Source organism: Polaromonas hydrogenivorans, from assembly GCF_040105105.1.
GTDB lineage: Bacteria > Pseudomonadota > Gammaproteobacteria > Burkholderiales > Burkholderiaceae_C > Polaromonas > Polaromonas hydrogenivorans.
Genome location: NZ_CP157675.1, coordinates 365007 through 385315 on the forward strand (window position 1 = coordinate 365007; position 20309 = coordinate 385315).

Annotated in this window: 25 protein-coding genes and 1 pseudogene; 14 read left to right on the top strand and 12 right to left on the bottom strand. The window is 62.9% G+C overall.

Annotated elements, in window-relative coordinates; all coding sequences use genetic code 11:
- Window positions 1–11: 11 nt before the first annotated feature.
- The 5 genes from ABLV49_RS01855 to ABLV49_RS01875 all read right to left on the bottom strand — a co-directional run bounded on the left by ABLV49_RS01855 (window position 12) and on the right by ABLV49_RS01875 (window position 4312).
- Window positions 12–419: a hypothetical protein gene (locus tag ABLV49_RS01855; protein WP_011799794.1), complete on the bottom strand. Its 408-nt coding sequence runs from the start codon at window positions 417–419 to the stop codon at window positions 12–14.
- 27 nt (window positions 420–446) lie between these two features.
- Entirely contained in the window at window positions 447–1883 is a 1437-nt protein-coding gene (locus ABLV49_RS01860) for an ATP-binding cassette domain-containing protein (protein WP_349279951.1), read from the bottom strand.
- A complete protein-coding gene (locus tag ABLV49_RS01865) occupies window positions 1880–2464 on the bottom strand; it encodes a GTP-binding protein (RefSeq protein WP_349279952.1) in 585 nt (194 codons plus the stop codon). Before ABLV49_RS01865 ends, ABLV49_RS01860 begins: the two co-directional genes overlap by 4 nt.
- Window positions 2465–2471: 7 nt before the next feature.
- Window positions 2472–2789: a hypothetical protein gene (locus tag ABLV49_RS01870; RefSeq protein ID WP_349279953.1), complete on the bottom strand. Its 318-nt coding sequence runs from the start codon at window positions 2787–2789 to the stop codon at window positions 2472–2474.
- Between the two features lie 197 nt (window positions 2790–2986).
- Entirely contained in the window at window positions 2987–4312 is a 1326-nt protein-coding gene (locus ABLV49_RS01875) for a class I SAM-dependent methyltransferase (protein WP_349279954.1), read from the bottom strand.
- 618 nt (window positions 4313–4930) lie between these two features.
- Here ABLV49_RS01875 and ABLV49_RS01880 point away from each other — a divergent pair.
- Window positions 4931–5662, top strand: coding sequence for a hypothetical protein (locus ABLV49_RS01880; protein ID WP_349279955.1), 732 nt, complete (start codon window positions 4931–4933; stop codon window positions 5660–5662).
- A gap of 121 nt (window positions 5663–5783) precedes the next feature.
- Here the strand turns inward: ABLV49_RS01880 and ABLV49_RS01885 are convergent, their stop codons facing one another.
- The 3 genes from ABLV49_RS01885 to ABLV49_RS01895 form a co-directional block, all read right to left on the bottom strand.
- A complete protein-coding gene (locus ABLV49_RS01885) occupies window positions 5784–6542 on the bottom strand; it encodes a hypothetical protein (RefSeq protein WP_349279956.1) in 759 nt (252 codons plus the stop codon).
- 3 nt (window positions 6543–6545) lie between these two features.
- The gene (locus tag ABLV49_RS01890; RefSeq protein WP_349279957.1) at window positions 6546–7010 is read right to left on the bottom strand and encodes a CoA-binding protein; all 465 of its coding nucleotides are present in this window, start codon (window positions 7008–7010) and stop codon (window positions 6546–6548) included.
- A gap of 69 nt (window positions 7011–7079) precedes the next feature.
- Window positions 7080–9224: a protein-disulfide reductase DsbD family protein gene (locus ABLV49_RS01895; protein ID WP_349279958.1), complete on the bottom strand. Its 2145-nt coding sequence runs from the start codon at window positions 9222–9224 to the stop codon at window positions 7080–7082.
- A gap of 204 nt (window positions 9225–9428) precedes the next feature.
- Between ABLV49_RS01895 and ABLV49_RS01900 the strand changes: the two genes are divergently transcribed.
- Both ABLV49_RS01900 and ABLV49_RS01905 read left to right on the top strand, forming a co-directional pair.
- Window positions 9429–9902 carry a helix-turn-helix domain-containing protein gene (locus ABLV49_RS01900; protein WP_349279959.1) on the top strand — a complete coding sequence of 158 codons (474 nt, stop codon included), beginning with the start codon at window positions 9429–9431 and terminating at the stop codon, window positions 9900–9902.
- 9 nt (window positions 9903–9911) lie between these two features.
- On the top strand, window positions 9912–10610 hold the full coding sequence (locus ABLV49_RS01905; RefSeq protein ID WP_349279960.1) for a nucleotidyl transferase AbiEii/AbiGii toxin family protein: 699 nt from the start codon (window positions 9912–9914) through the stop codon (window positions 10608–10610).
- 72 nt (window positions 10611–10682) lie between these two features.
- Here the strand turns inward: ABLV49_RS01905 and ABLV49_RS01910 are convergent, their stop codons facing one another.
- From ABLV49_RS01910 to ABLV49_RS01920, 3 genes and pseudogenes are all read right to left on the bottom strand, one after another.
- Window positions 10683–11006 carry a DUF167 domain-containing protein gene (locus ABLV49_RS01910; RefSeq protein WP_349279961.1) on the bottom strand — a complete coding sequence of 108 codons (324 nt, stop codon included), beginning with the start codon at window positions 11004–11006 and terminating at the stop codon, window positions 10683–10685.
- 150 nt (window positions 11007–11156) lie between these two features.
- Window positions 11157–11332, bottom strand: a pseudogene (locus ABLV49_RS01915) (Fic family protein); the annotation flags it as partial.
- Window positions 11333–11514: 182 nt separating this feature from the next.
- Window positions 11515–11976: a hypothetical protein gene (locus ABLV49_RS01920; protein WP_349279962.1), complete on the bottom strand. Its 462-nt coding sequence runs from the start codon at window positions 11974–11976 to the stop codon at window positions 11515–11517.
- Window positions 11977–12278: 302 nt separating this feature from the next.
- Here ABLV49_RS01920 and ABLV49_RS01925 point away from each other — a divergent pair, with 302 nt between their 5' ends.
- The 11 genes from ABLV49_RS01925 (at window position 12279) to ABLV49_RS01975 (ending at window position 19495) form a co-directional block, all read left to right on the top strand.
- Complete coding sequence (locus ABLV49_RS01925; RefSeq protein ID WP_349279963.1) at window positions 12279–12422, top strand: hypothetical protein; 144 nt, start codon at window positions 12279–12281, stop codon at window positions 12420–12422.
- Between the two features lie 31 nt (window positions 12423–12453).
- The gene (locus ABLV49_RS01930) at window positions 12454–12765 is read left to right on the top strand and encodes a transcriptional regulator (RefSeq protein ID WP_349279964.1); all 312 of its coding nucleotides are present in this window, start codon (window positions 12454–12456) and stop codon (window positions 12763–12765) included.
- A complete protein-coding gene (locus ABLV49_RS01935) occupies window positions 12758–13048 on the top strand; it encodes a helix-turn-helix domain-containing protein (RefSeq protein ID WP_349279965.1) in 291 nt (96 codons plus the stop codon). The genes ABLV49_RS01930 and ABLV49_RS01935 overlap by 8 nt, the downstream gene beginning before the upstream one ends.
- A 208-nt stretch (window positions 13049–13256) precedes the next feature.
- Window positions 13257–14906: a B12-binding domain-containing radical SAM protein gene (locus ABLV49_RS01940; RefSeq protein WP_349279966.1), complete on the top strand. Its 1650-nt coding sequence runs from the start codon at window positions 13257–13259 to the stop codon at window positions 14904–14906.
- Window positions 14907–15015: 109 nt separating this feature from the next.
- Entirely contained in the window at window positions 15016–15435 is a 420-nt protein-coding gene (locus ABLV49_RS01945; RefSeq protein ID WP_349279967.1) for a hypothetical protein, read from the top strand.
- A gap of 76 nt (window positions 15436–15511) precedes the next feature.
- Window positions 15512–15970, top strand: a complete 459-nt coding sequence (locus tag ABLV49_RS01950) for a host attachment protein (RefSeq protein ID WP_349279968.1) — start codon at window positions 15512–15514, stop codon at window positions 15968–15970.
- A gap of 52 nt (window positions 15971–16022) precedes the next feature.
- Window positions 16023–16451: a universal stress protein gene (locus ABLV49_RS01955; RefSeq protein ID WP_349279969.1), complete on the top strand. Its 429-nt coding sequence runs from the start codon at window positions 16023–16025 to the stop codon at window positions 16449–16451.
- A 51-nt stretch (window positions 16452–16502) separates the two neighbouring features.
- On the top strand, window positions 16503–16778 hold the full coding sequence (locus tag ABLV49_RS01960) for a DUF3303 domain-containing protein (RefSeq protein ID WP_349279970.1): 276 nt from the start codon (window positions 16503–16505) through the stop codon (window positions 16776–16778).
- A 103-nt stretch (window positions 16779–16881) separates the two neighbouring features.
- Window positions 16882–17733, top strand: coding sequence for a creatininase family protein (locus ABLV49_RS01965; RefSeq protein WP_349279971.1), 852 nt, complete (start codon window positions 16882–16884; stop codon window positions 17731–17733).
- Window positions 17734–17868: 135 nt separating this feature from the next.
- Window positions 17869–18018 (top strand): AsnC family transcriptional regulator, encoded by a 150-nt coding sequence (locus ABLV49_RS01970; RefSeq protein WP_349279972.1) that lies wholly within the window; start codon window positions 17869–17871, stop codon window positions 18016–18018.
- 136 nt (window positions 18019–18154) lie between these two features.
- A complete protein-coding gene (locus ABLV49_RS01975) occupies window positions 18155–19495 on the top strand; it encodes a PQQ-dependent sugar dehydrogenase (protein ID WP_349279973.1) in 1341 nt (446 codons plus the stop codon).
- Between the two features lie 130 nt (window positions 19496–19625).
- Here the strand turns inward: ABLV49_RS01975 and ABLV49_RS01980 are convergent, their stop codons facing one another.
- A complete protein-coding gene (locus tag ABLV49_RS01980; protein WP_349279974.1) occupies window positions 19626–20297 on the bottom strand; it encodes a histidine phosphatase family protein in 672 nt (223 codons plus the stop codon).
- Window positions 20298–20309: the final 12 nt, after the last annotated feature.

Below are 20309 nucleotides of genomic sequence, written 5' to 3' on the forward strand. Positions count from 1 at the left end.
ATTCCTCGACCTTAAAGAGACGATTCGATGGTAGGCATGGCCATGCGCGACTTGGTCAGCACCATGCCCAGGTTGGCGCCCTTGCGGCAGACAAAGCAGGCCACCTGCTGCTGGCGTTTGCCGCGCAGGAACACATGGATCAGGTTGTCGCTGTTGACGATGATTTCCTGGAAATAGTGATGCTCATTGTTGTCGGGCAGGCCACGGGCTTTGCGGAAAATATTTTCAATCGCCGACACGTTGGGGCCCTGGAACAGGTCGGTCGTCGCGGCGGCCAGCAAGTCGAACACTTCGCCCGGGTGCGAATCCACGGATTTCATGCTCAGAATCATGCCGGAAGACAAGTCCACATAGCCTGCGGCTACGCATTCCGGAATGCTGGTGACTGCTTTTTGCAGTGCATTGTCAAGAGCGCTCATGGCGGTTTTCCTTTTGGATGGGTTGATTTAAGAAGGCTTCTTCGCATTGAAGGCGGGGCTGGAAAGCTGCTTGCCTGTCGGTGGATGCGCCACCAGTTGGGCAAACTTTTCCAAAAACTTTTCCTGTTCAAGCGACTGGATCATCCTGGCCTCCAGGCGCCGCACATGCGCCATCGCGCCTGCGCCGCTAACCTGTCCGGCCCCCAGCCAGATCAGGTACATGGCCAGCACCGTTCCGGTGCGTCCAAGACCGGCTTTGCAATGAACCGCCACCACTTCGCCGCGCTGAAGGCAGCGATCGATGCTTTCGCACAAAAACCAGGCCTGGGTCGATGTCGGGGCGTTCATGTCACGAATAGGCAGCGCCGTGCACTGGATGTCGTAGAGCGCCGCCAGCGTGGCATCGAAAGGGGTTTCCGTGAGTGAAATCAAGCGGGTAATGCCGGCATTGCGCAACGCGTTCAGATCCTGCTGCGTGTCATGCACGATGCCCGGCAAAGGCGTTCCGGCCAGCTTTCCTTCAATCAGCCAGACAAAGCCGCGAGGCCCGCAAAATGCGCTTTTTGCCGCCGGGTCTGGCTGCCAGTGCGGCATGGCCGGCCTTGCGGGCAAGGATGCGGCCGGCTGGACTTTGTCGGCAATAGCCGGAGGGACTGGTTTCACCGACGCCTGCCGCGCTGGCTCGTGGGCGGCGGCAAGCGCATCGCCAGCGGTCTGGTCCGCGATTCCCGCCTCGGGGCAGGAGCCGCTGCGCAAGTAGTGTTGCGCAGCGGCGCTTTGCGGGCGCAGGAAGAAATCGTCTTTGGCCGCACTTTCCTGGACCACGCCATCGGCCATCAGGACGACTTCCTGCGCAATCTGACGCGTCTGGGCCAGGTGGTGAGACACCATCAGCACCGCCCGTTCGCTCGCCAGGAGTTCCAGCAGGTCCAGAACGGCTTGCGCGCCATCGGGCGGCAAATTCGCTGTCGGCTCATCCACCATGAGCAAGGCCGGCCCTGACAGGCTCTGCCTGAGAATGGCGATGATCTGCCGCTCATGCGGCGGCAGGTCGATCACCGGAGTCGCCAGCTTGGCCGTCAGCACGGCTTGCCCGGTTTTCTCTAGGAAATCGCGCACCATGTCGAGCTGCCGCGCACGCGTCAGGCTGGAGCGCTGCGGCAATTTGGTGACCAGGCTGTCCTGAACCGTGGCCATCAGGAAATCCGCTTTTTGCGCTACCAGGGCCGGTCTGTGCAGCGGCGACAACGGCTCGCCTTCGTAAATGCGCTGGCCCCACGTTCGCATCGAAGGGTTGGTATCGTTGAGCCCCGCCAGGCTGCGCAGCAAGGTGGATTTGCCGGTGCCCGAGGGGCCGAGCAACACCGTGCATCCCCTGGACGGGATCGACAGGCTCATGTCGAGCAAGATGGTGCGCGTGCCGAAAGCCACGCCAAATCCCTGAAGAACAAGAACCGGCTTCATCGGACTGCCAGCCGGGGAATCACTTTGGGAAAGCGCGCCGCCATCTCCAGCTGCGCCACCATGACCAGCAACAGGCTGCGAACATGGCTGCGAAGGCGTGCGTCCACCTCGATCACAGGCGGCATGACGCCGTAAAACACAATTTTTTCCTGGCGCAGGTGGTCCTCGTAAATGCTCAAGGGTCGCTCGGGTTTCTCGTCAATGTGCGTGATCCCGATGACCATGGGCAGGCCATTTCCAGGAACGCGCTCACGGATGGCCTGGAGGTAATGATCGAGTTCAGCCAGCGGGTCTGGACTGGCGTGGTTCAGCAGCAGCGCGACCCCTTTGGCCTGCAGCAGCAAAATGTCCCACATGAAGTCAAACCGGTCTTGCCCCGGCGCGCCATACAGCCGCAGCTTGTCATGGCCTGACAAATGCAGAACCCCGACATCCATCGACACGGTGGTGTGGGATTTGAGCTTGCGCACATCGTCAGTGGCGCGCACATCGGTATTGATCACTTCAATATCCGAAATGCTTTTGATGGCCTCGGTCTTACCCGAGCCCACAGGCCCCATGAACAAAATTCCCCATTCCATGAGCGGCCTACTTTCGGCTTGTCAGCCGTTGCCAGACTTTGCCCAGAAATGAGGAGGTCGCCGCAGGGAGTTCGGGGTTTTTCGCCGGCTCGGCACTGGGCCGCGCGGTTTGTTCGGCCGTCGCCGTGCCGCCCAGGGCACAAATGTGGCCTTTGTCGTAAAGCTTACGCAGCAGCGGGTAAGTGGTTTGAGGCGGCATGTCCAGCATGGCCGGAATCAGCATGCCGACCGATGGCTTGCGCGCCAGCAGCGCACAGATGCGGGTCACCTGCGGCGCGGTGTCGAGCAGCAACTCTGACAGGGGAGGCCAGGAAGCCAGCTGCAAAATTCTGTGTTGCAGGTTGCTGTCAAGAAAAGAAATTTCATTTGAAAGAGTCTGCATTTTTGCCCGATGGTGGATGTTGTGAACTGCCTTTTGTGACGGTTTGGTTACATATACCCTCGGGCAACGCATGCTTCATGCCATCTTGTGTCGCCTGTAAAAATGACCTTGCTTTTGATGTTCAGCCTGGGATGGAGGCCTCAAGCGCCATGCGCGTTGGTTGCCGCAGCGTCCGGGTGCCTGAGCAGCAGGCGTTCCAGCGCATTGAGCGTGTCATAGGACTCGGCGAAGTCGGCGAACAGCGCGGCATTGTCGGGCGCGGCGGCCTGGCCGTGCCAGCCGGCGCGGAACGCCTCGAAAATCTCGCCAAAGCTTTTCTGGCCGTCGATCAGGCGCAGGATCTTCGCGCCGTATTTGCCGGGATTGACCATCACCGAGACACCCGAATGCTGGTGCATGAGCCGGAAGGGCTGGCCCTTGTTGCTGCCAAAGACCTGCGCCGCGATCTCGCCGGTCAGCGGCTCATGGTAGAAAAACGGAATGTACGCGGCATCGCCATACGGCGCGACGCACGCGGCATCGGGCGTGAGGTAGAGCGAGTGCGTGATGATGTTGCCGATCATCAGCTCGGCCATTTCATACTGCTGGCGCAGCGGCAGCTGGCGTAGCTCGGTGGCCATGGCGGGTGGCTTGTTGCCCAGCACCATGTGCGGCAAATACGGCGAGCGGCCGCGCTGCACATCGCTGAAGTTCAGGTGCATGCCGTGCTGGCTGCCCAGCCAGTCGAACAGCTCGCCCACCGAGTACGAGCGGTCCTGCGAATGCAGCAGCAGGTCGTAGATGCCGGCGTCGCCCATCTTGTGGTCGTGGTACAGCGATTCGCTGCCCATGAACCAGTTGCTGGCCGGCAGGCTGCCGAGCAGGTCGCGGGTGTTGGCCAGCTTGCGCTTGTCGTCGGCTTCCCGGGCGGTGCCGGCGCCATTGGCCATGCGCATCAGCGCCTGCATCTGGTACACCCCCGTGCGCCCGGTCGTGGCGTACAGCATCAGGCCGATGGCGCCCTCGGGTTTGAGCGCGCTCAGCAGCACCCGCAGCCCCAGGTCCGGGTCGGCCAGGTGGTGCAGCACGCCGCTGCAGTTGATGTAGTCGAACTTGCCCAGGCCCAGCGCGGGCAGGCTCAGCAGCGAGTAATGCACCCAGGTGATGTTCGTCAGGCCCCGGATTTTGGCGCGTTCCTGCGCCAGCACGATACTGGCGTGGCTCATGTCCAGGTGGACGATTTCGGCATTCGTGTGGCGCAGCTGCTCGGCCAGGAAAATCGTCGCGTCGCCAGTGCCGCCGCCGGCCACAAGCGCCCGGAAGCCGTTTTGAAACGACTGCTTTCCGGCAAAGCAGTAGTGGTTGATCATCGGCAGGTCTTCCAGCCAGGTCTGCACCAGGCGCTTGTGCTCGTCCTGCGGATTGCGGGGCGGGTAGGGCAGGGCTTCGTACTGGCTTTTGACCTTGGGCAGGTGGTTCTGGGGCATGGGCGTCTTGAAGGAGTTGGGGGCTGGGGGCTGGGAAAAGGCTTATTGTCGGCGCGCCGATTGGTTATTTTTAATCCCGTTTTCGCTCTTTTTTTGATAGCTGTTTGCGCACGTGCTTATTGCGCTAGAGGCACTTTTATACCTGAAAATAGAGTTTCAAGCCAAAATCAGGCCGCCAGAGGGCGTGAAAGCGCTGCTTGGGAAGGAAAAACCGCTGATTTTCAGCATCAAATCAGCCTCTAGCGCAATGGGAACGTGCGCAAGAAGCTATGTAATTCATAGCACAGCCAAGACCCGGCCTTCGGGGGAATGACGGAAATAAACGGTAGATTTGCCATTTCTGGCTCCCTGGGGGCTTTTTTGCTTGGCGGTGTTGGCGGGGCAAAATAGTTCCGCTCTACCATCGGGAATAGTGAACCCACCGCGTTTGGCCGGGATTCGGCTTGAAGCTGCATCGAAGCAGTTGCTGGAAATTGCCGGGTTTTCTGCTATTTTTAATGTAGCTAACTATTGAATAAGGAAAACGGTAAATGGCGGTTTTTGTAGTTGAACTTGCCACGTTACGCAGCAGTACCTTGAGGCATATATCGTTAGGCAACTAAACGGACGAATAGCGCGATGGAACAGTTAAGAGACTACTCTGACGAACGGTTGCTCCTAGGCTGCATTTACTGTGGGGCTCAAGACAACACGCGTGAGCATGTTCCTTCACGTGTATTGCTGGACAAGCCATATCCTGAAAATCTTCCTGTAGTCGGCGCTTGTCACCCCTGCAACAACGGGTTCTCCAAAGATGAGGAGTACGTTGCATGCCTGATTGAGTCGGTTATTGCGGGGGCGGCCAACCCCGCAAAAATCCGACGCCCAAGCATTGCAGCCTTACTAGAGAGATCTCCAGTTCTGCGGGAGCGCATTGAGTCATCTAAGACCCTCGATGGCAACAAGACAGTGTTCGAAGTCGAACACGAAAGAGTCCGTCGTGTTCTTCTAAAGCTCGCAAGATGCCATGCAGCCTACGAACTGAAGCAGGAGTGCCGCGAAGAGCCCATTTCTATCTGGTGGCAGCCCTTGGAACTGCTCACAGAGCAATTCTTGGAAGAGTTCAACGCCCCTCATGTAATTCAGACTTACGGAGAGATAGGCTCACGCGGCATGCAGCGCTTGCGTGTGGCAGAGGTAAAGCTTGCAGGACCGAACGGCGAAGAGCAGCTTTTGCATCTAATCCTCAACGATTGGGTGGACGTACAAGAGGGGCGCTATAGGTATCACGCGATTGATGATGGAGGCCTTGTGCGCATCAAAATTGTCATTGGTGAGTATTTAGCCTCTGAGGCAGCATGGGAAATTTGATATGCGAGCGAACATTTCCATTATTCAATTCGCGCAACATTGCCTAACAGGTCGTTCAACAGGGACGTCAATGGTTCGCATTGCCGCCCGTTAACTTTAGCGTTAACAACTGATATCCACATCACCGCACCGGCAAGAACTGCAGGAAGGTTCCGCCCGCCAAATTCTGCACATAGGTGATGACGGCGCGGCGGTATTTTTCGGTCACCACCTCGGCCAGCAGGTCGAGCCGGCCGATCACCTTGCCGAATTCGCGCTCGAAACTCAGGTTGCGGTCCAGGCCCGAGATGTCGTCGGCCAGCAGCAGCGCCTGGCCCGCCGCGTTGCGCCGGCTCGACAGCAGCCAGACGGCGATTTCGATGTTGCGCGCCGCGTTGTAAAGATGTTGCGCGTCCAGGCTGTCGATCAGGTAGAGCGTGGTTTTGCCGCCGTGGGCCGTGACCAGCATGTCGGCGCTGGCCGCCACGAAGGCCGCCACGCGGTCGCCGGTGAAGTCAGGGCTCAGCGCCAGCGACAGCGCCGCGATGTCGCGCTTGCCCTGCAGTTCGGGCCAGGGCGTTGCGCTGTCGATGGCTTGGCGCAGTTCCGACAGGGCCGCTTCACGGCTGCTGGCGCCGGACCGGCGCCATTCGGCCGGATTGCGCCGATACAGCTTGTCGGCAATGCGCAGCAGGCTGTCCAGGTTGTCGCGCATGCCGAGCGTGGCCATGCGGTTCACGTCCGACTGGGCCAGCTCCGTCGGCCGCAGGGGCGCGACCTGCGTTTCGCCGCGCGTGCCGAGCACCGAACTGCCGCAGCCCGCCAGCGCCAGCGCGGCCAGCACGAAAACAAAGTGCGCAAAAGGCGAAAAAGGCGGCAGGGGGCCGCGAAACTCACGCACGTCTCAGCGCGCTGGCGCGGCCGGCTGCGCCAGCGGCTTGAGCAGGCCGCTGGACATCAGCACCCGGTGGTCAATCTTGATGCAGTGGTCCTGCACCACCAGCAGGCCGGCGGCTTCGGCCGTGGCGGCGGCCTCGTGGTGCGCGATGCCCAGTTGCATCCAGACCGCCGTCGCGCCGATGGCGATGGCCTCGTCGACGATGGGCGGAATGTCTTCGCTGTTGCGAAAGCAGTTCACCAGGTCGATTTTTTCGTGCCGGGCCGCTTCCTGCAGCGTGGCATAGGCTTTTTCGCCCAGCACCTCGGCGGCATTCGGATTCACCGGAATGATGCGGTAGCCGGCGGCCTGCATGTAGCGCGCCACGTCAAAGCTGGCCCGGTGCGGCTTGGGCGACAGGCCGACCACGGCGATGGTGCGGCAATGGTTGAAGATGTAGGGAATGCGTTCTGCGGCGGGAAGGTGCTGCATCGTTCTGCTCCTGGTGGTTGGGGATGGCAAGGATGGCGGCTGCGGGGCCGGGCATGGGGCATGAACCCCTCACAGCCTGGCCAACTCGGCCCTGACATCGCTCACGGACAAGATTTCGGACAATACCACCGGCGCGCGGCCGGGCTTGTAAAAAACGTAAACCGGCACGCCGCTGCGGCCGAGCGCGGCCAGCGCTTTGGTCACGGCCGGGTCGCGGCGCGTCCAGTCGGCGCGCAGCAGGGCGACGTTTTTCGCGTCCATGTCGGCCAGTACGGCGGCGTCGGCCAGCGTGGTTTTCTTGTTGTACTGGCAGGTCACGCACCAGGCGGCGGTGAAATCGACAAACACGCTCTGGCCCTGCGCGGCCAGCTGCTCGACCCGGCCGGGCTGCCAGTCCTGCCAGCGGGCCGAGGCCGAGGCCACGGGCGGGATCACCGGCTTGATGATGTTCGGGCCGATGGCCCATATTGCAAAAGCGCAGAGCGCTACTGAAACCGTAGCGATTGCGCGGCGCGCCGTGCCGCGCAGGCTGAAGGACCAGACCGCCAGCGCCAGCAGCACCAGCAGCGCCAGCAGCGCGCCCGCGCCGTCGATGCCGCTTTGCTGGCCAAGCACCCAGACCAGCCAGGCGACGGTGGCAAACATCGGGAAGGCCATCAGCTGCTTGAACGTCACCATCCACGCGCCGGGGCGCGGCAGCGCGCGCGCCACGGCCGGCAGCGCGCTGGCCGCCAGATAGGGCAGCGCCATGCCGATGCCAATCGCGCCAAACACCGCCAGCGCCTGCAGCGCCGGCAGGCCGACGGCGTAACCGAGCGACGCGCCCATGAACGGCGCGGTGCAGGGCGAGGCAATGGCGGTGGCCAGCACGCCCGACAAAAACGCATTGACGCTGGGGTTTTTTGCCTGCAGGTTGACGACGCGGCTGGGCAACATGACGCCAAAGTCAAACAGCCCGGCCAGGTTCAGCCCCAGCAGCGTGAACAGCGCCGCCAGCGCCGCCACCACCGCCGGGTTTTGCAACTGAAAGCCCCAGCCGAGCTGGTCGCCCGCCGCGCGCAGGCCCAGCAGCAGCGCGCCCAGCGCCAGAAAAGACAGGACGACGCCAGCGCTGTAGGCCAGCCCCGAGGTCAGGCGCGCGGCCTGGCTTTTCTGGCTCGCAAAGCCGACCACCTTGATCGCCAGCACCGGGAACACGCAGGGCATCAGGTTCAGGATCAGCCCGCCGAGCAGCGCCCCGAGCAGCGCGGCCAGCAGGCTCAGCGGCGGCTGGCCCGAGGACGCGGGCGGAGTTGTTGCCGCATTGGCCCGCAGCGCCGCCTGCAGCGCTGGCGACACTACGGCTACGCTGGCGGCGGCAGGCCAGTCGCCGCTGACGGGCGCGTCGATGCGCCAGGCGGCGGCGTCGAAAGCCACGACCAGCGGCAGGCGCGCCGGGCTGTCGGTGCGCTGGGCGGACAGCGGCAGCTCGGCCGTCCAGAGCGCGCCCGCCCAGGCTTGCTGCCACGGCGCGGCCGGCTCGATGATGCTGGCGGTTTCAGGAAACAGCGCCAGCGTTTTTCCCTGCAGCGCGGCGGGCAGGCCGGCCAGCGAGACTTTCAGCGCCTTGCCGCTGACTTCGATCTGGCTGCTGCCCGTGGGCAGCGGTTTGGGCGTGGCGTCGAACGCGGCCTGGAACAAGGCGCCGCTGGCCGCCGTCGAGCCCCGGGCCGGCAGGCTCAGCGTGAACTCGCCCTCCTGCGGGATGCATTCCTTGCGGCAGACCAGCCACGCGGCCTTGAGCTTCACGTCGAGCTGCGCGGCGCTGAAGCCGGGCGCGACGGTGAGCGGCACCGGCAGCAGCATCGTGCCTTCGTAGCCGTAGTTCGCCAGCGTGCCGATGGGGATTTTGCGGGGCGTCGGCCAGGCGATCTCGCCCGCCGTGACGCCGGCCGGCAGCTGCCATTCGAGCATCGTCGGCAGGCCCGAGTCGCCCGAATTCTTCCAGTAGGTGTGCCATTCGGGCTGGTGCGCCAGCTGCAGGCCCAGCCAGACCGGCTTGCCCGGCTCGACGCCCTCGGGCGCCCAGGCCAGCAGTTCGGCGCGCACCTGTTCGGTCGTGACCACGGGGCGGGCCTGTGACGTTTTTATCAGGTCATTTGGGGTGTTTGCGCTTGCTGGAAGGGCGCAGGCAGCTATTAAAAACAGAGCAGAAAGAAGGCGGTGAAAATTCATGATGACGGTCTGAGCAGCGGCCCCGCCTTTGGTTCCGGCGGCGCAGGGCTGGCAAAGCGCGGCCCTTGCCGGGATTGTGCGCCCGCCGTGAAATGCCTTATGGCTTGTCGGGTGGCGGCGCAAACACCGCCCTTGAGCTGCGTGCCCTTGGATTGCTTTCTCATTATTTACTTTTTCACCTAAATGTATAGAATGAGAAACACTATGCCAGCACCACCCCTTGCCATCTCAAACGCCACGGCCACCCGATTGGCTGCGTTGGGGCAGCAGATTCGTACACGCCGCAAGGCACTTAGGCTCAGCGCCACGGTAGCTGCAGAGGCTGCTGGCCTGTCGCGCGTGACATTGCACCGCATGGAAAAAGGCGCCCCCGCCGTCACCATAGCGGCCTACCTGAACGTCATGGCCGCGCTGGGGCTGGACTTCAGCCTGAGCCTGCCAGCCGACCCCGCCGCCGTTGCGCCTGCCACCGATCACACCGGCTGGATTCCGGCGCGGGTGCGCCTGGGTGACTACCCGCAACTCAAACAACTTGCCTGGCAAGTGCATGGCATTGATGAACTGACACCGGCAGAGGCGCTCAGCATTTATGAGCGCAACTGGCGCCATATCGACGCATCAACGCTGCAGCCGCACGAGCAGCAACTGGTCGATGCCTTGCGCCTGGCCCTGACATGAATGCCCGCCATGTTTGAACGACCGCACCACCAGCGCATTGCACAGGTGCTGCGCGCGCTCGATGCGCCGCTGCTGCGTGAAAACCACTGTCTGTTTGGCGGGGGCACGGCCATCGCGCTGCGGTATGGCGAATACCGTGAGTCGGTTGACATTGACTTTCTGGTGTCAAACCTTGCCAGCTACCGCAACCTGCGCCAGTTGCTGACGAACCCCGGTGGCATTGCAGGCATTGTTCATGCCCAGGCGGCACCCCTGGAGCAAGTCAAGGATGTGCGGGCCGATCAATATGGCATTCGCACCATGCTGCGTGTGGCTGGCCAGCCCATCAAGTTCGAGATTGTTCTGGAGGGCCGCATCCAGCTGGCGGCGCCGACGGTAAACGATGAAGTCTGCGGTGTCGCAACATTGAGCCCCCTGGACATGGCCACATCCAAGCTGCTGGCTAATTCAGACAGGTGGGGCGACGACGGCGTGTTCAACCGCGACGTGATTGACCTGGCCATGATGCAGCCGTCACTGGCACTGCTGCGCCAGGCACTGCTGAAAGCGCACGGCGCCTATGGTCAGGCCATTCGGCAGGACCTGGACAAGGCCCTCCTGCGACTGCAAACCCGGCAGGGCTGGCTGGAGCGCTGCATGCAGGCCATGGCCATGGTGGAACCCAAGGCCGTGGTGTGGCAGCGGCTTCGGGCGCTGCGCAGGAATTGACCAGAAATATTGGTCAAATTGGCCTCTAGCGCAATAACGGCGTGCGCAAGCAGCTATCAATAAAGTAGTGATTTACGGGGCTGGCGGCAAAAACACGGCCGGCAGTTTTTTCGGCGCCCGGATGCGCAGTTGCTTGTTGACGTTCTCGCGCCCGAACACCACCTCGATGTCGGCCACGGCCACGCCGAACAGCGGCGCCAGAAAGCGCACCATGTGGTCGGTCGCCTTGCCCGCCAGCGGCGCGGCCGTCACGCTGACCTTGAGTTGCGTGCCCTTGGGCTTGCCGATGGCGTCCTTGCCGGCGCTGGGCTTGCCCAGGATGTTGACCACCAACACGTCGCCGTCCCAGGCAAAGAAGGAGTCGCCCGTGGCGTTGCGGATCTGGCCGCGACTCATGCGGCGGGTTGCAGGCGTTGGGTTGCGGGCTTGGGCGGGTGGTTCAGGGCGGGGTGGAGCATGGTCTGCCGATGATAGGGGCTGGCCGGACGGGTGCTTCCTGGGCGACGCCAGCGTGTGGCGATCCGCTCAAGGCCACTTGCTTGATATTCACCGGCTGTCGGCTGCGTCAGCCTCGGCTTCCGGCCATAGGCGCGGGAACAGAAAGCGCAAGGCATGCTGCGGCAGGCCAAACCGGACCTTGCCTTGCGGCGAGTCGGACTTGAGCAGCCCGCGCTTGACCAGCTCCCCAGCGCGTCGGTGGCGCCCCGGTCGCTTATCCCCAGCTTGACCACTGTGGCTTCAAACACCAGGCAGGCTTTGCCAAGCTTTAATCAAACATAACCATTTGATTCAATTGATTTTTTCTCTATTTATGCCAACTGTTTTGCCAACTTTTAAAGCTGGCTCTGACGCCGCAATGTAGCCAGCCGGACACACTCGCCGCGCCCGCTGATGACTGCTGCGCTCAATGCATCCGTGCCGCGCTCAAGCTGGCCGGGTTCAGCCTGAGCGCGGCGCAGGCGTCGAGCAGCACGGCGCGGCGCACGGGCTGGCCGGACTGGTGCTTTTCGATGGCCGCGTGCGCCCAGCCGCAGCCCTTGCTGCTGCCCAGGCCCGCGCCCACCGTGGCTTGGCGCAGGGCGGCGATGCGCGCACGGCCAGCGGCCACGACTTCGGGCGCTGCGGGCCTGGCGACTGGCGGCTTCCACAGCGCGGGCGCTGGCGCTGCCACCGTGGCGGCGGTGCTGATGCCGCCGCCACCGGGCGCGGCCTGCAGCCAGCCGGCCTCAAACCGTGCCCATCTGCGGCGCGGGTCGCAGCAGGTCTGCAGCGCCTGCTCCAGCGTCAGGCCGGCAAGGTGGGCTTGCTGGCCAATTGCCTCGATCACCGCCGCCGTGACCGGCCCCGTGCGCTTGGCTTGATGCATGTTGAGGAACTTCTCATGACCAAGGAATCAAGCGTCTGAGAGGAGCCATCTTGACTGGCAATAGCTGCTTCCAAGTTTGACGCCTCAACCCGGCGCAAACACCGCCTCCAGCGTCGCCAGCAGTTTTTGCAGCGTCGCCGGATGCACGGCGCCCAAGCGCTTCACCAGCCGCGCCTTGTCCAGCGTGCGTAGCGCCGGGCGTTACGGGGTTATTGAGATTTCCCCGCAGCCCTCAGCGCCGCCGCCACCACATCAAGCGGCAGCAAGAGCGTCAAAGGCGCATCGAGCAAGGGCAGCGCCCCATGAGCGCCGCCGCACCCGACGCCTTCACGCTGGTCTCCGTCAAAGCCGAAGCCCGCATTGACAGCCGCCTGCTGGCGCTGCACCTGGGCAACCAGCACAAGGCCACGATGCCTATGCGAATCCTGGCCGACGTGCCTTCTTGATTTAGTACGGCAATGCCGTATGATTAAAACCATGCACACCGTTTCTGAAACCGAGATTTTTCAAAAGTATGCTGAAGACGTGTGGCTTGAGGCAGAGCGAGTCGAGTTCATCAACTGGATTGCGGCCAACCCGCTGGCCGGTGATGTGGTGCCGGGCTCCAACGGCTGCCGCAAGGTGCGCTGGAGCCGCAGCGGAATGGGCAAGCGCGGCGGCGCGCGGGTGATTTATTTCAACGAGCTTGAGGGGCGCATCTGGCTGTTGATCGTCTATGCGAAAGCAAAATTCGACAACCTGCCGGCTGCATTTTTGGCAAAACTTAAACACGAGGTGGAACATGGCTAAACCAATCGACGCGGAAATGGAACAATTTCAAAATGACCTGCTGGAGTCAGTCCGGCAAATGAAGGCGGGCAAGGCGGCGCGCACGACTGTTGTCGCCTTGACGCCTGCCGCTGATGCCAGGGCGAAGGTAGGAATGTCGCAGTCCGAATTTGCGGCGCTGCTGGGCGTGTCGGTGCGTACCTTGCAGGACTGGGAGCAAGGCAGGCGTGAGCCATCCGGCGCGGCCAAGACGCTGCTGCGCATTGCGGCGCGCACGCCGGAGGCGGTCAGGCTGGCAGTCTGATGAGGAGAGCGTGAAATCAAAGCGGACCGACTTGCTATAAATAAAATAGCTGCTTGCGCATATACAGCGAGCGCTACAAGCCGATTTTGCTTAAAAATTCACCTCGCACCGCCTCAACCCGGCGCAAACACCGCCTGCAGCGTCGTCAGCAGTTTTTGCAGCATTCCCGAATGAGCCGCTTCCCGATGCCGCGCCCGATAATGCCGCCATGCCTTCCCCTCAAGCGCCCGACTCGCCCGCCATCGTCCTGGCCACGCTCAATGCCAAGTACATCCACGCCGCGCTGGGCTTGCGCTGCCTGCTGGCCAACCTGGACCGTCACGGTGGCGCGGGCCTGCGCGCCGTGACGCAGCTGCGCGAATTCACGATTCAACAACGGCCCGTGCAAATCGTCGAAAGCCTGCTGGCGCTCAGCCCCAAGGTGATCGGGCTGGGCGTCTATATCTGGAATGTGGTCGAAACGACGCAGGTCGTGCGCCTGCTGAAAACCCTGCGGCCCGACATCAAGGTCGTGCTGGGCGGGCCGGAGGTCAGCTTTGAAACCGGCGAACAGGAAATCTGCCGGCTGGCCGACCATGTGGTCACCGGCTGGGGCGACGTGAGTTTTCCCAAGCTGTGCCGCGCCTTGCTCGACGGCCCGCAGCCGCTGATGAAAATCATCGCCGGCGAGCAGCCGCCTTTGGACGCGCTGGCCTTGCCCTACGGCGAATACACCGACGAGGATCTGGCCAAGCGCCTGCTGTATGTCGAGGCCTCGCGCGGCTGCCCGTTCAAATGCGAGTTCTGCCTGAGTTCGCTCGACAAGACTGCCTGGGCCTTCGATCTGGACCGCTTCATGGCCGAGATGGCGCTGCTCTACCGGCGCGGCGCGCGCAACTTCAAGTTCGTGGACCGCACGTTCAATTTGAAGGTGGATTTTTCGGTGCGCATTCTGCAGTTTTTCCTGGACCGCATGAAGGACGAGGCGGGCGCGGTGCAGGCCGCGCCGGGGCTGTTCGTGCATTTCGAGGTCGTGCCCGACAGCCTGCACGAGCGGCTGAAAGCGCTGATCGCGCAGTTTCCGGCCGGCTCGCTGCAGTTCGAGGTCGGCATCCAGAGCTTCAACCCCGAAGTGCAGCAGCGCATTTCGCGCAAGCAGGACAACGTCAAAACCGCCGAGAACCTGCGCTGGCTGGTCACGCAAAGCCAGGCGCATGTTCACGCCGACCTGATCTTCGGCCTGCCCGGCGAGACGCTGGACAGCTTTGCCGAGGGCTTTGACCGCCTGCATGAACTCGCCCCGCATGAAATCCAGTTCGGCATTTTGAAGCGGCTGCGCGGCACGCCGATCACGCGGCACACGGCGGACTTTGCGATGCGCTACGACCCGCAGACGCCGTACACGATTTTGCAAACCTCGACGATTGATTTCACGACGATGCAGCGCATCCAGCGCTTTGCGCGCTACTGGGAAATGGTCGCCAACTCGGGGCGTTTTTCGGCGGCGCTGCGCCTGCTGCTGCGGGATGGGCCAGACGATGCGGGTTCGGCCTTTCAGCATTTCCTGGCGTTCAGCGACTGGCTCTGGCGCACGACGGCCAAGACGCATGAATTCGCGCTGGAAAAGCTGGTGGATGTGCTGTTTGAGCACCTGACGGCAGTGCGCGGGCTGAACGATGACGCAGTGCGCGCCGCGCTGCTGGCCGATTACCGCGCCAGCGGCGCGCGCGGCCGGCCGCAATGCCTGGCGGATCTGCTGGCTGCCGAGCGCAGCGCCCTGCCGGCCGGTGCTGCCAAGCCCCGCTCCGAGCGGCAGGGCCGGCATGTCAGCCAGCAAACGCACCGTGACGCCATCCAGCAAGCGGCGGCGGCTGCCTGAGCCTGGATTTTTACCGCTGACTCGCGGGCGATTGATGTTTCTCAAGGGCTCTGGCGGGGCCGTGGCTAGATTCAGCTTGTCATCGTCATCCCGGGGAAAAGGAGTCATCGTGAAACCATCCTTGTCAGTCATGGGCCTGGTCCTCGTGGTTGCCGCCGCGTCTGTTGCGTGCGACAAGATCAAGCCGCCCATGCCGGAACTTCAAAAATCCCCCGCAACGTCAGGCCAGGCCAGTCCCCAAGAGGGGGAGCGCACGGCCTTTGCGCAGGCCGCTCAAAAAGAGCTGGACAAGCTGAAGGTGACGATTGCCGAATTCAAGGCCAAGGCCGAGGCTTCCGGCGCCCAGACCAAAGCCCGGCTTGGCGAGGAAGTCAAAAAACTCGAAGCGGATCTGGGTGAAGCAGAGCAGCGGTTGACGGAGTTGAAAGCCGCCACGGTCGAGTCCTGGAATCAGCTCAAGGAGTCGTTCAGCAGTTCCCTTGAGAAGCTCAAAAGCGGCATTGAAAGCTTTCGCAAGAAAGCCGCCTGAGATCGGTGGACTCGTCCTGCGGGGCCTTGGGTCACTGCCCTTGCGATTTTTGAGTCACGTCAAACAAAGGAGCATCATGGAAAAGACCTGGATTCTGATAGCGAATGCCGAGCGGGCACGCTGTTTCGAGCGGCATGGCGCCGATCATTCACTCACCGAACTGAGCGACTTTGTGCATCCCCAGGCCAGCCTTGAGGGGCAGGCCGGTGGCGGCGACCTGACCGGCGCGGCGGGCAAGGGCCACGGCCGTACCGGACACGCTGGCACGCAGTTCGAGCCCCATACCGAAGCCCACGCGAAAGAGCGCGCCAGCTTTGCCCGGCAGCTCGCGGACCACCTCAACGAAGGAATCGCCGGGCAACAGTGCCATGCCATCGTGCTGATTGCGACCAGCCCGATGCTGGGCGAGATCAGGCCCTGTTTGAGCCCTGCTGCCGAGAAGGCGGTGAAACGCAGTGTTGCGAGCGACCTGACCCGCTACCAGGGGCTTGACTTGAAAAAGCGCGTTGATGACGCCTTGCAGCTGCCTGATTGAAGCAACAGGCAGGGTTTCTTGATTCCAGACTACAAAAAAACGGGAGCACAGCATGTTGAAGATTCTGATCGCGGTGGACGGCTCCGAGCATGCTGACCGGGCCATCGTGGCGGTGGCCGCCATGGCCCGTTCCTCGCTTGAACTGGAGGCTACCTTGCTGTGTGTCAGCCCTGAACCCCTTTTTTACGGCAGCTACACCGCCGCGACCATCCAGAAAATCGAAGACGAACAGATCGTTCAGCAAAACGCCATCCTGGCCAAGGCCATGGAGCATGCCCGGGCCGCGGGGCTCAAGGTCGTTGCGCCCACCCGCGCCTATGGCGTGATCGCCAATGAAATCGTGCGCATCGCCAAGGACCGGCAGGTTGACCAGATTGCGATGGGCACGCGCGGCATGGGGGCCGTGGGCAACATGCTGCTGGGCTCGGTGGCCCAGCGGGTGCTCCATCAGTCACCCGTGCCGGTGCTGCTGGTCAAGTAAGTTCACGCCAGGCGGCCAATGAGGCCATGCCAACAATTTTGGGAGACTGTCATGAAATACATCGTCAGCTGGACCTTGCCGCAGGGCACTTACAACGCCGCCGTGGCGCGCTTTCTGGAGACCGGAGGCGCGCCGCCCCAGGGCGTGGAGATGCTGGGGCGCTGGCACGGCATGAACGGCCAGGGTTTCGCGATCACCGAGTCGAGCGACGCGAAGGCCATGTTCCTCTTCCAGGCGCAATGGGCCGACGTGATTGCCATCGCGGTGACGCCCTGCGTCGAGGACGCCGACGCAGGCGCGGTGCTGGCGACGCTTGGTAAACGCTGAGCGCCGGTCCGCGCATCGCTTGCGCGCCCAAAAGAGCGGGCAGTGGCGGCGCAGGCTGAAGTGATTCAGCCGGGCCCCCGCCGCAATGGCCCAAAATACGCGCATGACTTTTGCACCGCCTGCTCCACCCGCCTTGCCCCGCTTCTGGGCCGACCTGAAAAGCCCCGACTTTGCGCGCCTGGAGCTGGACCGCTGCATTGCGGTGCTGCCGGTGGCCGCCATCGAGCAGCACGGCCCGCATTTGCCGCTCAATGTCGATGCCACGCTGGTCGATGGCGTGATCGCCAGCGCGCTGCCGCACTTGCCGGCCAGCCTGCCGGTGCTGTTTTTGCCCACGCAATCCATCGGCTTCAGCCCCGAGCACACGCGCTTTGCCGGCACGCTGACGCTCAAGGCCGAAACCATCCTGCGGCTGTGGACCGAGCTGGCCGAGTCGGTCGCCAGTACCGGCGTGAAGAAGCTCGTTCTGCTCAATTCGCACGGCGGCCAGGTCGGGCTGATGGACGTGGTGGCGCGCGACCTGCGCACCCGCCTTAGCATGCTGGTGTACAGCGTCAACTCCTTCAACCTGCCGCTGGTCGATGAGCGCGGTGACTCGGTGGCGGCGCGGTTCAGCGCGCACGAGCACCGCTTCGGCATCCATGCCGGCGAGTTAGAGACTTCGATGATGCTGGCGCTCAGGCCGGGCCAGGTCGATATGGCGAAGGCGCAGGATTTTCATTCCACCTCGCAGGACCGCTCCGAGCGCTTCGGCATCCTGGGCGACGGCCGCAGCGCCAAGCTGGGCTGGCAGATGCAGGACTACAACCCGCACGGCGCGGTCGGCAATGCGCTAGCGGCCACGGCTGAAAAAGGCCATGCGCTGCTGTCGGCCATGGGCCGCAGCCTGGCGCAACTGCTGCTTGAGATCGACCAGCTGCCGCCCGATACGCTGCAGAGCACCACGGCATGCTGATAGTTACCAGCGCAAAAACAAAACCCCCAAGCCAGGGGTAAACAGCTTGGGGGTTTGTACCGCAGGTCCGGCGGATAAGCCGGGCCGTGGTGTGCAACAAGTATCCCTCACGGGTCGCCGAAGAATTTGCCTGATTTGCTGCTGCATTTTGAAAATACGGATGAATATTCCGTGAAATCGGAAATTTCAGATGGATTGTCCCGCATGGATACTTTGGACCGAAAAATTCTTCAAGTCTTGCAGACCGACTCACGCACCAGCCTGGCTGCCGGGCTGAAGCATTGAAAGCCGGTCAGGGAGAAAAACCGACAAGCTTCTGCGTGGCTGGCTGATAGCTGCTGGCGCAGGCCGGGAACACAGTAGCCGCAAGGGTTTTGCTGTCGAATACAGCACCTGCAAGCCCGCTTTTCAGGAGTTACTCATGCATTCAAGCGCTTTTCATCCCCGCCGGTGGCGTGCTGCCTTGTGCCTTGCGATGCTGGGGGGTCTGGCAGCCTGCGGCGACACCGCAAAACTGCCGCCCACTGCGGGAATGGGCGCCACCCCGACCCTGCCGCCGCCCAAAAGCAGCCTGATCCCCACGGTCAAGATCGCACCGGCCACGGGCTGGCCCGAAGGATTGGCGCCCACAGCCATGGCGGGGCTGAACGTCAGCGCGCTGGCGACCGGGCTGGAGCATCCGCGCTGGCTTTACGTGCTGCCCAACGGCGACGTGCTGGTGGCCGAAACCAATGCGCCGCCCAAGCCCGAGGACGGCAAGGGCCTCAAAGGCTGGTTCATGAAAAAAGCGATGGCCCAGGCCGGCGCCGGCGTGCCGTCGGCCAACCGCATCACGCTGCTGCGCGACCTGGACGGCGACGGCAAGGCCGAAACCCGCACGGTGTTTTTGCAGAACCTGAACTCGCCCTTTGGCATGGCGCTGGTGGGCGGCGATTTGTACATTGCCAATGCCGATGCCCTGGTCCGCGTCCCCTACCAGTCCGGGCAGACCCGCATCAGCGACGCGCCCGTCAAGGTGGTCGATTTGCCGGGCGGCCCGATCAACCACCACTGGACGAAAAATGTCATCGCCAGCCCGGACGGCAGCAAGCTGTATGTCACCGTCGGCTCGAACAGCAATGTGGCGGAAAACGGCATCGAGGCCGAAACCGGACGCGCCGCGATCTGGGAAGTGGATGTGAAGTCGGGCCAGCACCGGGTGTTTGCCAGCGGCCTGCGCAACCCCAACGGCATGGGCTGGGCGCCCGGGACCGGCGCGCTCTGGACGGTGGTGAACGAGCGCGACGAAATCGGCAGCGACCTGGTGCCCGACTACCTCACGTCGGTGACGGATGGCGGCTTTTACGGCTGGCCCTACAGCTACTACGGCCAGAACGTCGATGCGCGCGTCAAGCCGCAAAAGCCCGAGATGGTCGCCAGGGCGATTGCGCCCGACTACGCGCTGGGCTCCCATGTCGCGCCGCTGGGCATGGCTTTTTCCGAAGGCAATGCCTTGCCGGCGTCCCTGGCCAGCGGGGTGTTTGTCGGCGAGCATGGCTCGTGGAACCGCAAGCCGCGCAGTGGCTACAAGGTCGTCTTCGTGCCTTTCGCCAAGGGCCGGCCGGCGGGCCTGCCGATTGATGTACTCACGGGTTTTGTGAATGCCGAAGGCAAGGCCCATGGTCGCCCGGTCGGCGTGGCGATGGACAGGCGCGGCGCGCTGCTGGTGGCTGACGATGTCGGCAACGTGGTCTGGCGTGTCAGCAAGGCGGCAGCGAATTGAGCCGCGTGAAAAGTCGGCTCTTTCATGCGAAATTCCTATAAAAACAGGTGTTTGCGCAATAGATACGGGTTGTTCGTGCTATTTAATTTATAGCATTTAGTTTTTTCGGGGCTTGGCCTGAGTAGTCGGCTCAGGCGAAAGTCACCCAGCCGGCGTGTTCGGGCGCGTCCAGGTGCGGCAGCGTGTTGAAGGTCACCAGCCGATGGCGTTGGGGTGTGAAGGCAAATTCGGTGACCGAGCAGTTGCGGATGCCCAGGTTCAGATCGATGGTCGCTTCAAGGCTGGCGCCCAGCACCTGGCCGACGGCCGTCGCAATCGGCCCGCCGCTGGAAACCAGCAGCACATGGCCGTCGTAGTGGCTGCGGATGTGGTCCAGCGCACTCGTCACTCCGGCAACAAACCCGTTGTAGCTCGGCATGCCCCGGGGGGGGCTGGCCACGCCGGTCATCCATTGCGCCAGACCGTCTTTCAGCAGGCGAAAGTGGTGCTTGTACAGCTCGGGCGTGTCGGGTCTGGCCAGCGGATACGGATGGATGGCGCCAATCACGGCGGCGCTGTCGTATTCATTCAGACCGGGCCAGGGCATTGCCTGCAGTTCTACGCCCAGGCCTTCGCAAATGCCGGCGAAGGTCTGGCGCTGGCGCTTCAGCGTGCCGGTCAGCGCGGCCTCGAACCTCACCCCCTTGCCCTTGAAGTATTCGCCCAAGCGCAGGCTTTGCCGGTGTCCGAGCGGGCTCAGCACGTCATAGTTATCGGCGCCAAACGAAGCCTGGCCGTGGCGTACCAGATAAAGTGTTCCCATGAAAAGAATTTA

What these genes read in the sequence shown, in the direction of transcription:
- ABLV49_RS01890 (WP_349279957.1), bottom strand. Translation starts at nt 7,010, where the DNA reads ATGCAGCACCTTCCCGCCGCAGAACGCATTCCCTACATCTTCAACCAT.
- ABLV49_RS01960 (WP_349279970.1), top strand. Translation starts at nt 16,503, where the DNA reads ATGAAATACATCGTCAGCTGGACCTTGCCGCAGGGCACTTACAACGCC.
- ABLV49_RS01905 (WP_349279960.1), top strand. Translation starts at nt 9,912, where the DNA reads ATGTTTGAACGACCGCACCACCAGCGCATTGCACAGGTGCTGCGCGCG.
- ABLV49_RS01855 (WP_011799794.1), bottom strand. Translation starts at nt 419, where the DNA reads ATGAGCGCTCTTGACAATGCACTGCAAAAAGCAGTCACCAGCATTCCG.
- ABLV49_RS01910 (WP_349279961.1), bottom strand. Translation starts at nt 11,006, where the DNA reads ATGAGTCGCGGCCAGATCCGCAACGCCACGGGCGACTCCTTCTTTGCC.
- ABLV49_RS01980 (WP_349279974.1), bottom strand. Translation starts at nt 20,297, where the DNA reads ATGGGAACACTTTATCTGGTACGCCACGGCCAGGCTTCGTTTGGCGCC.
- ABLV49_RS01935 (WP_349279965.1), top strand. Translation starts at nt 12,758, where the DNA reads ATGGCTAAACCAATCGACGCGGAAATGGAACAATTTCAAAATGACCTG.
- ABLV49_RS01975 (WP_349279973.1), top strand. Translation starts at nt 18,155, where the DNA reads ATGCATTCAAGCGCTTTTCATCCCCGCCGGTGGCGTGCTGCCTTGTGC.
- ABLV49_RS01940 (WP_349279966.1), top strand. Translation starts at nt 13,257, where the DNA reads ATGCCTTCCCCTCAAGCGCCCGACTCGCCCGCCATCGTCCTGGCCACG.
- ABLV49_RS01955 (WP_349279969.1), top strand. Translation starts at nt 16,023, where the DNA reads ATGTTGAAGATTCTGATCGCGGTGGACGGCTCCGAGCATGCTGACCGG.
- ABLV49_RS01930 (WP_349279964.1), top strand. Translation starts at nt 12,454, where the DNA reads ATGCACACCGTTTCTGAAACCGAGATTTTTCAAAAGTATGCTGAAGAC.
- ABLV49_RS01965 (WP_349279971.1), top strand. Translation starts at nt 16,882, where the DNA reads ATGACTTTTGCACCGCCTGCTCCACCCGCCTTGCCCCGCTTCTGGGCC.
- ABLV49_RS01880 (WP_349279955.1), top strand. Translation starts at nt 4,931, where the DNA reads ATGGAACAGTTAAGAGACTACTCTGACGAACGGTTGCTCCTAGGCTGC.
- ABLV49_RS01920 (WP_349279962.1), bottom strand. Translation starts at nt 11,976, where the DNA reads ATGCATCAAGCCAAGCGCACGGGGCCGGTCACGGCGGCGGTGATCGAG.
- ABLV49_RS01950 (WP_349279968.1), top strand. Translation starts at nt 15,512, where the DNA reads ATGGAAAAGACCTGGATTCTGATAGCGAATGCCGAGCGGGCACGCTGT.
- ABLV49_RS01860 (WP_349279951.1), bottom strand. Translation starts at nt 1,883, where the DNA reads ATGAAGCCGGTTCTTGTTCTTCAGGGATTTGGCGTGGCTTTCGGCACG.
- ABLV49_RS01925 (WP_349279963.1), top strand. Translation starts at nt 12,279, where the DNA reads ATGAGCGCCGCCGCACCCGACGCCTTCACGCTGGTCTCCGTCAAAGCC.
- ABLV49_RS01900 (WP_349279959.1), top strand. Translation starts at nt 9,429, where the DNA reads ATGCCAGCACCACCCCTTGCCATCTCAAACGCCACGGCCACCCGATTG.
- ABLV49_RS01865 (WP_349279952.1), bottom strand. Translation starts at nt 2,464, where the DNA reads ATGGAATGGGGAATTTTGTTCATGGGGCCTGTGGGCTCGGGTAAGACC.
- ABLV49_RS01875 (WP_349279954.1), bottom strand. Translation starts at nt 4,312, where the DNA reads ATGCCCCAGAACCACCTGCCCAAGGTCAAAAGCCAGTACGAAGCCCTG.
- ABLV49_RS01895 (WP_349279958.1), bottom strand. Translation starts at nt 9,224, where the DNA reads ATGAATTTTCACCGCCTTCTTTCTGCTCTGTTTTTAATAGCTGCCTGC.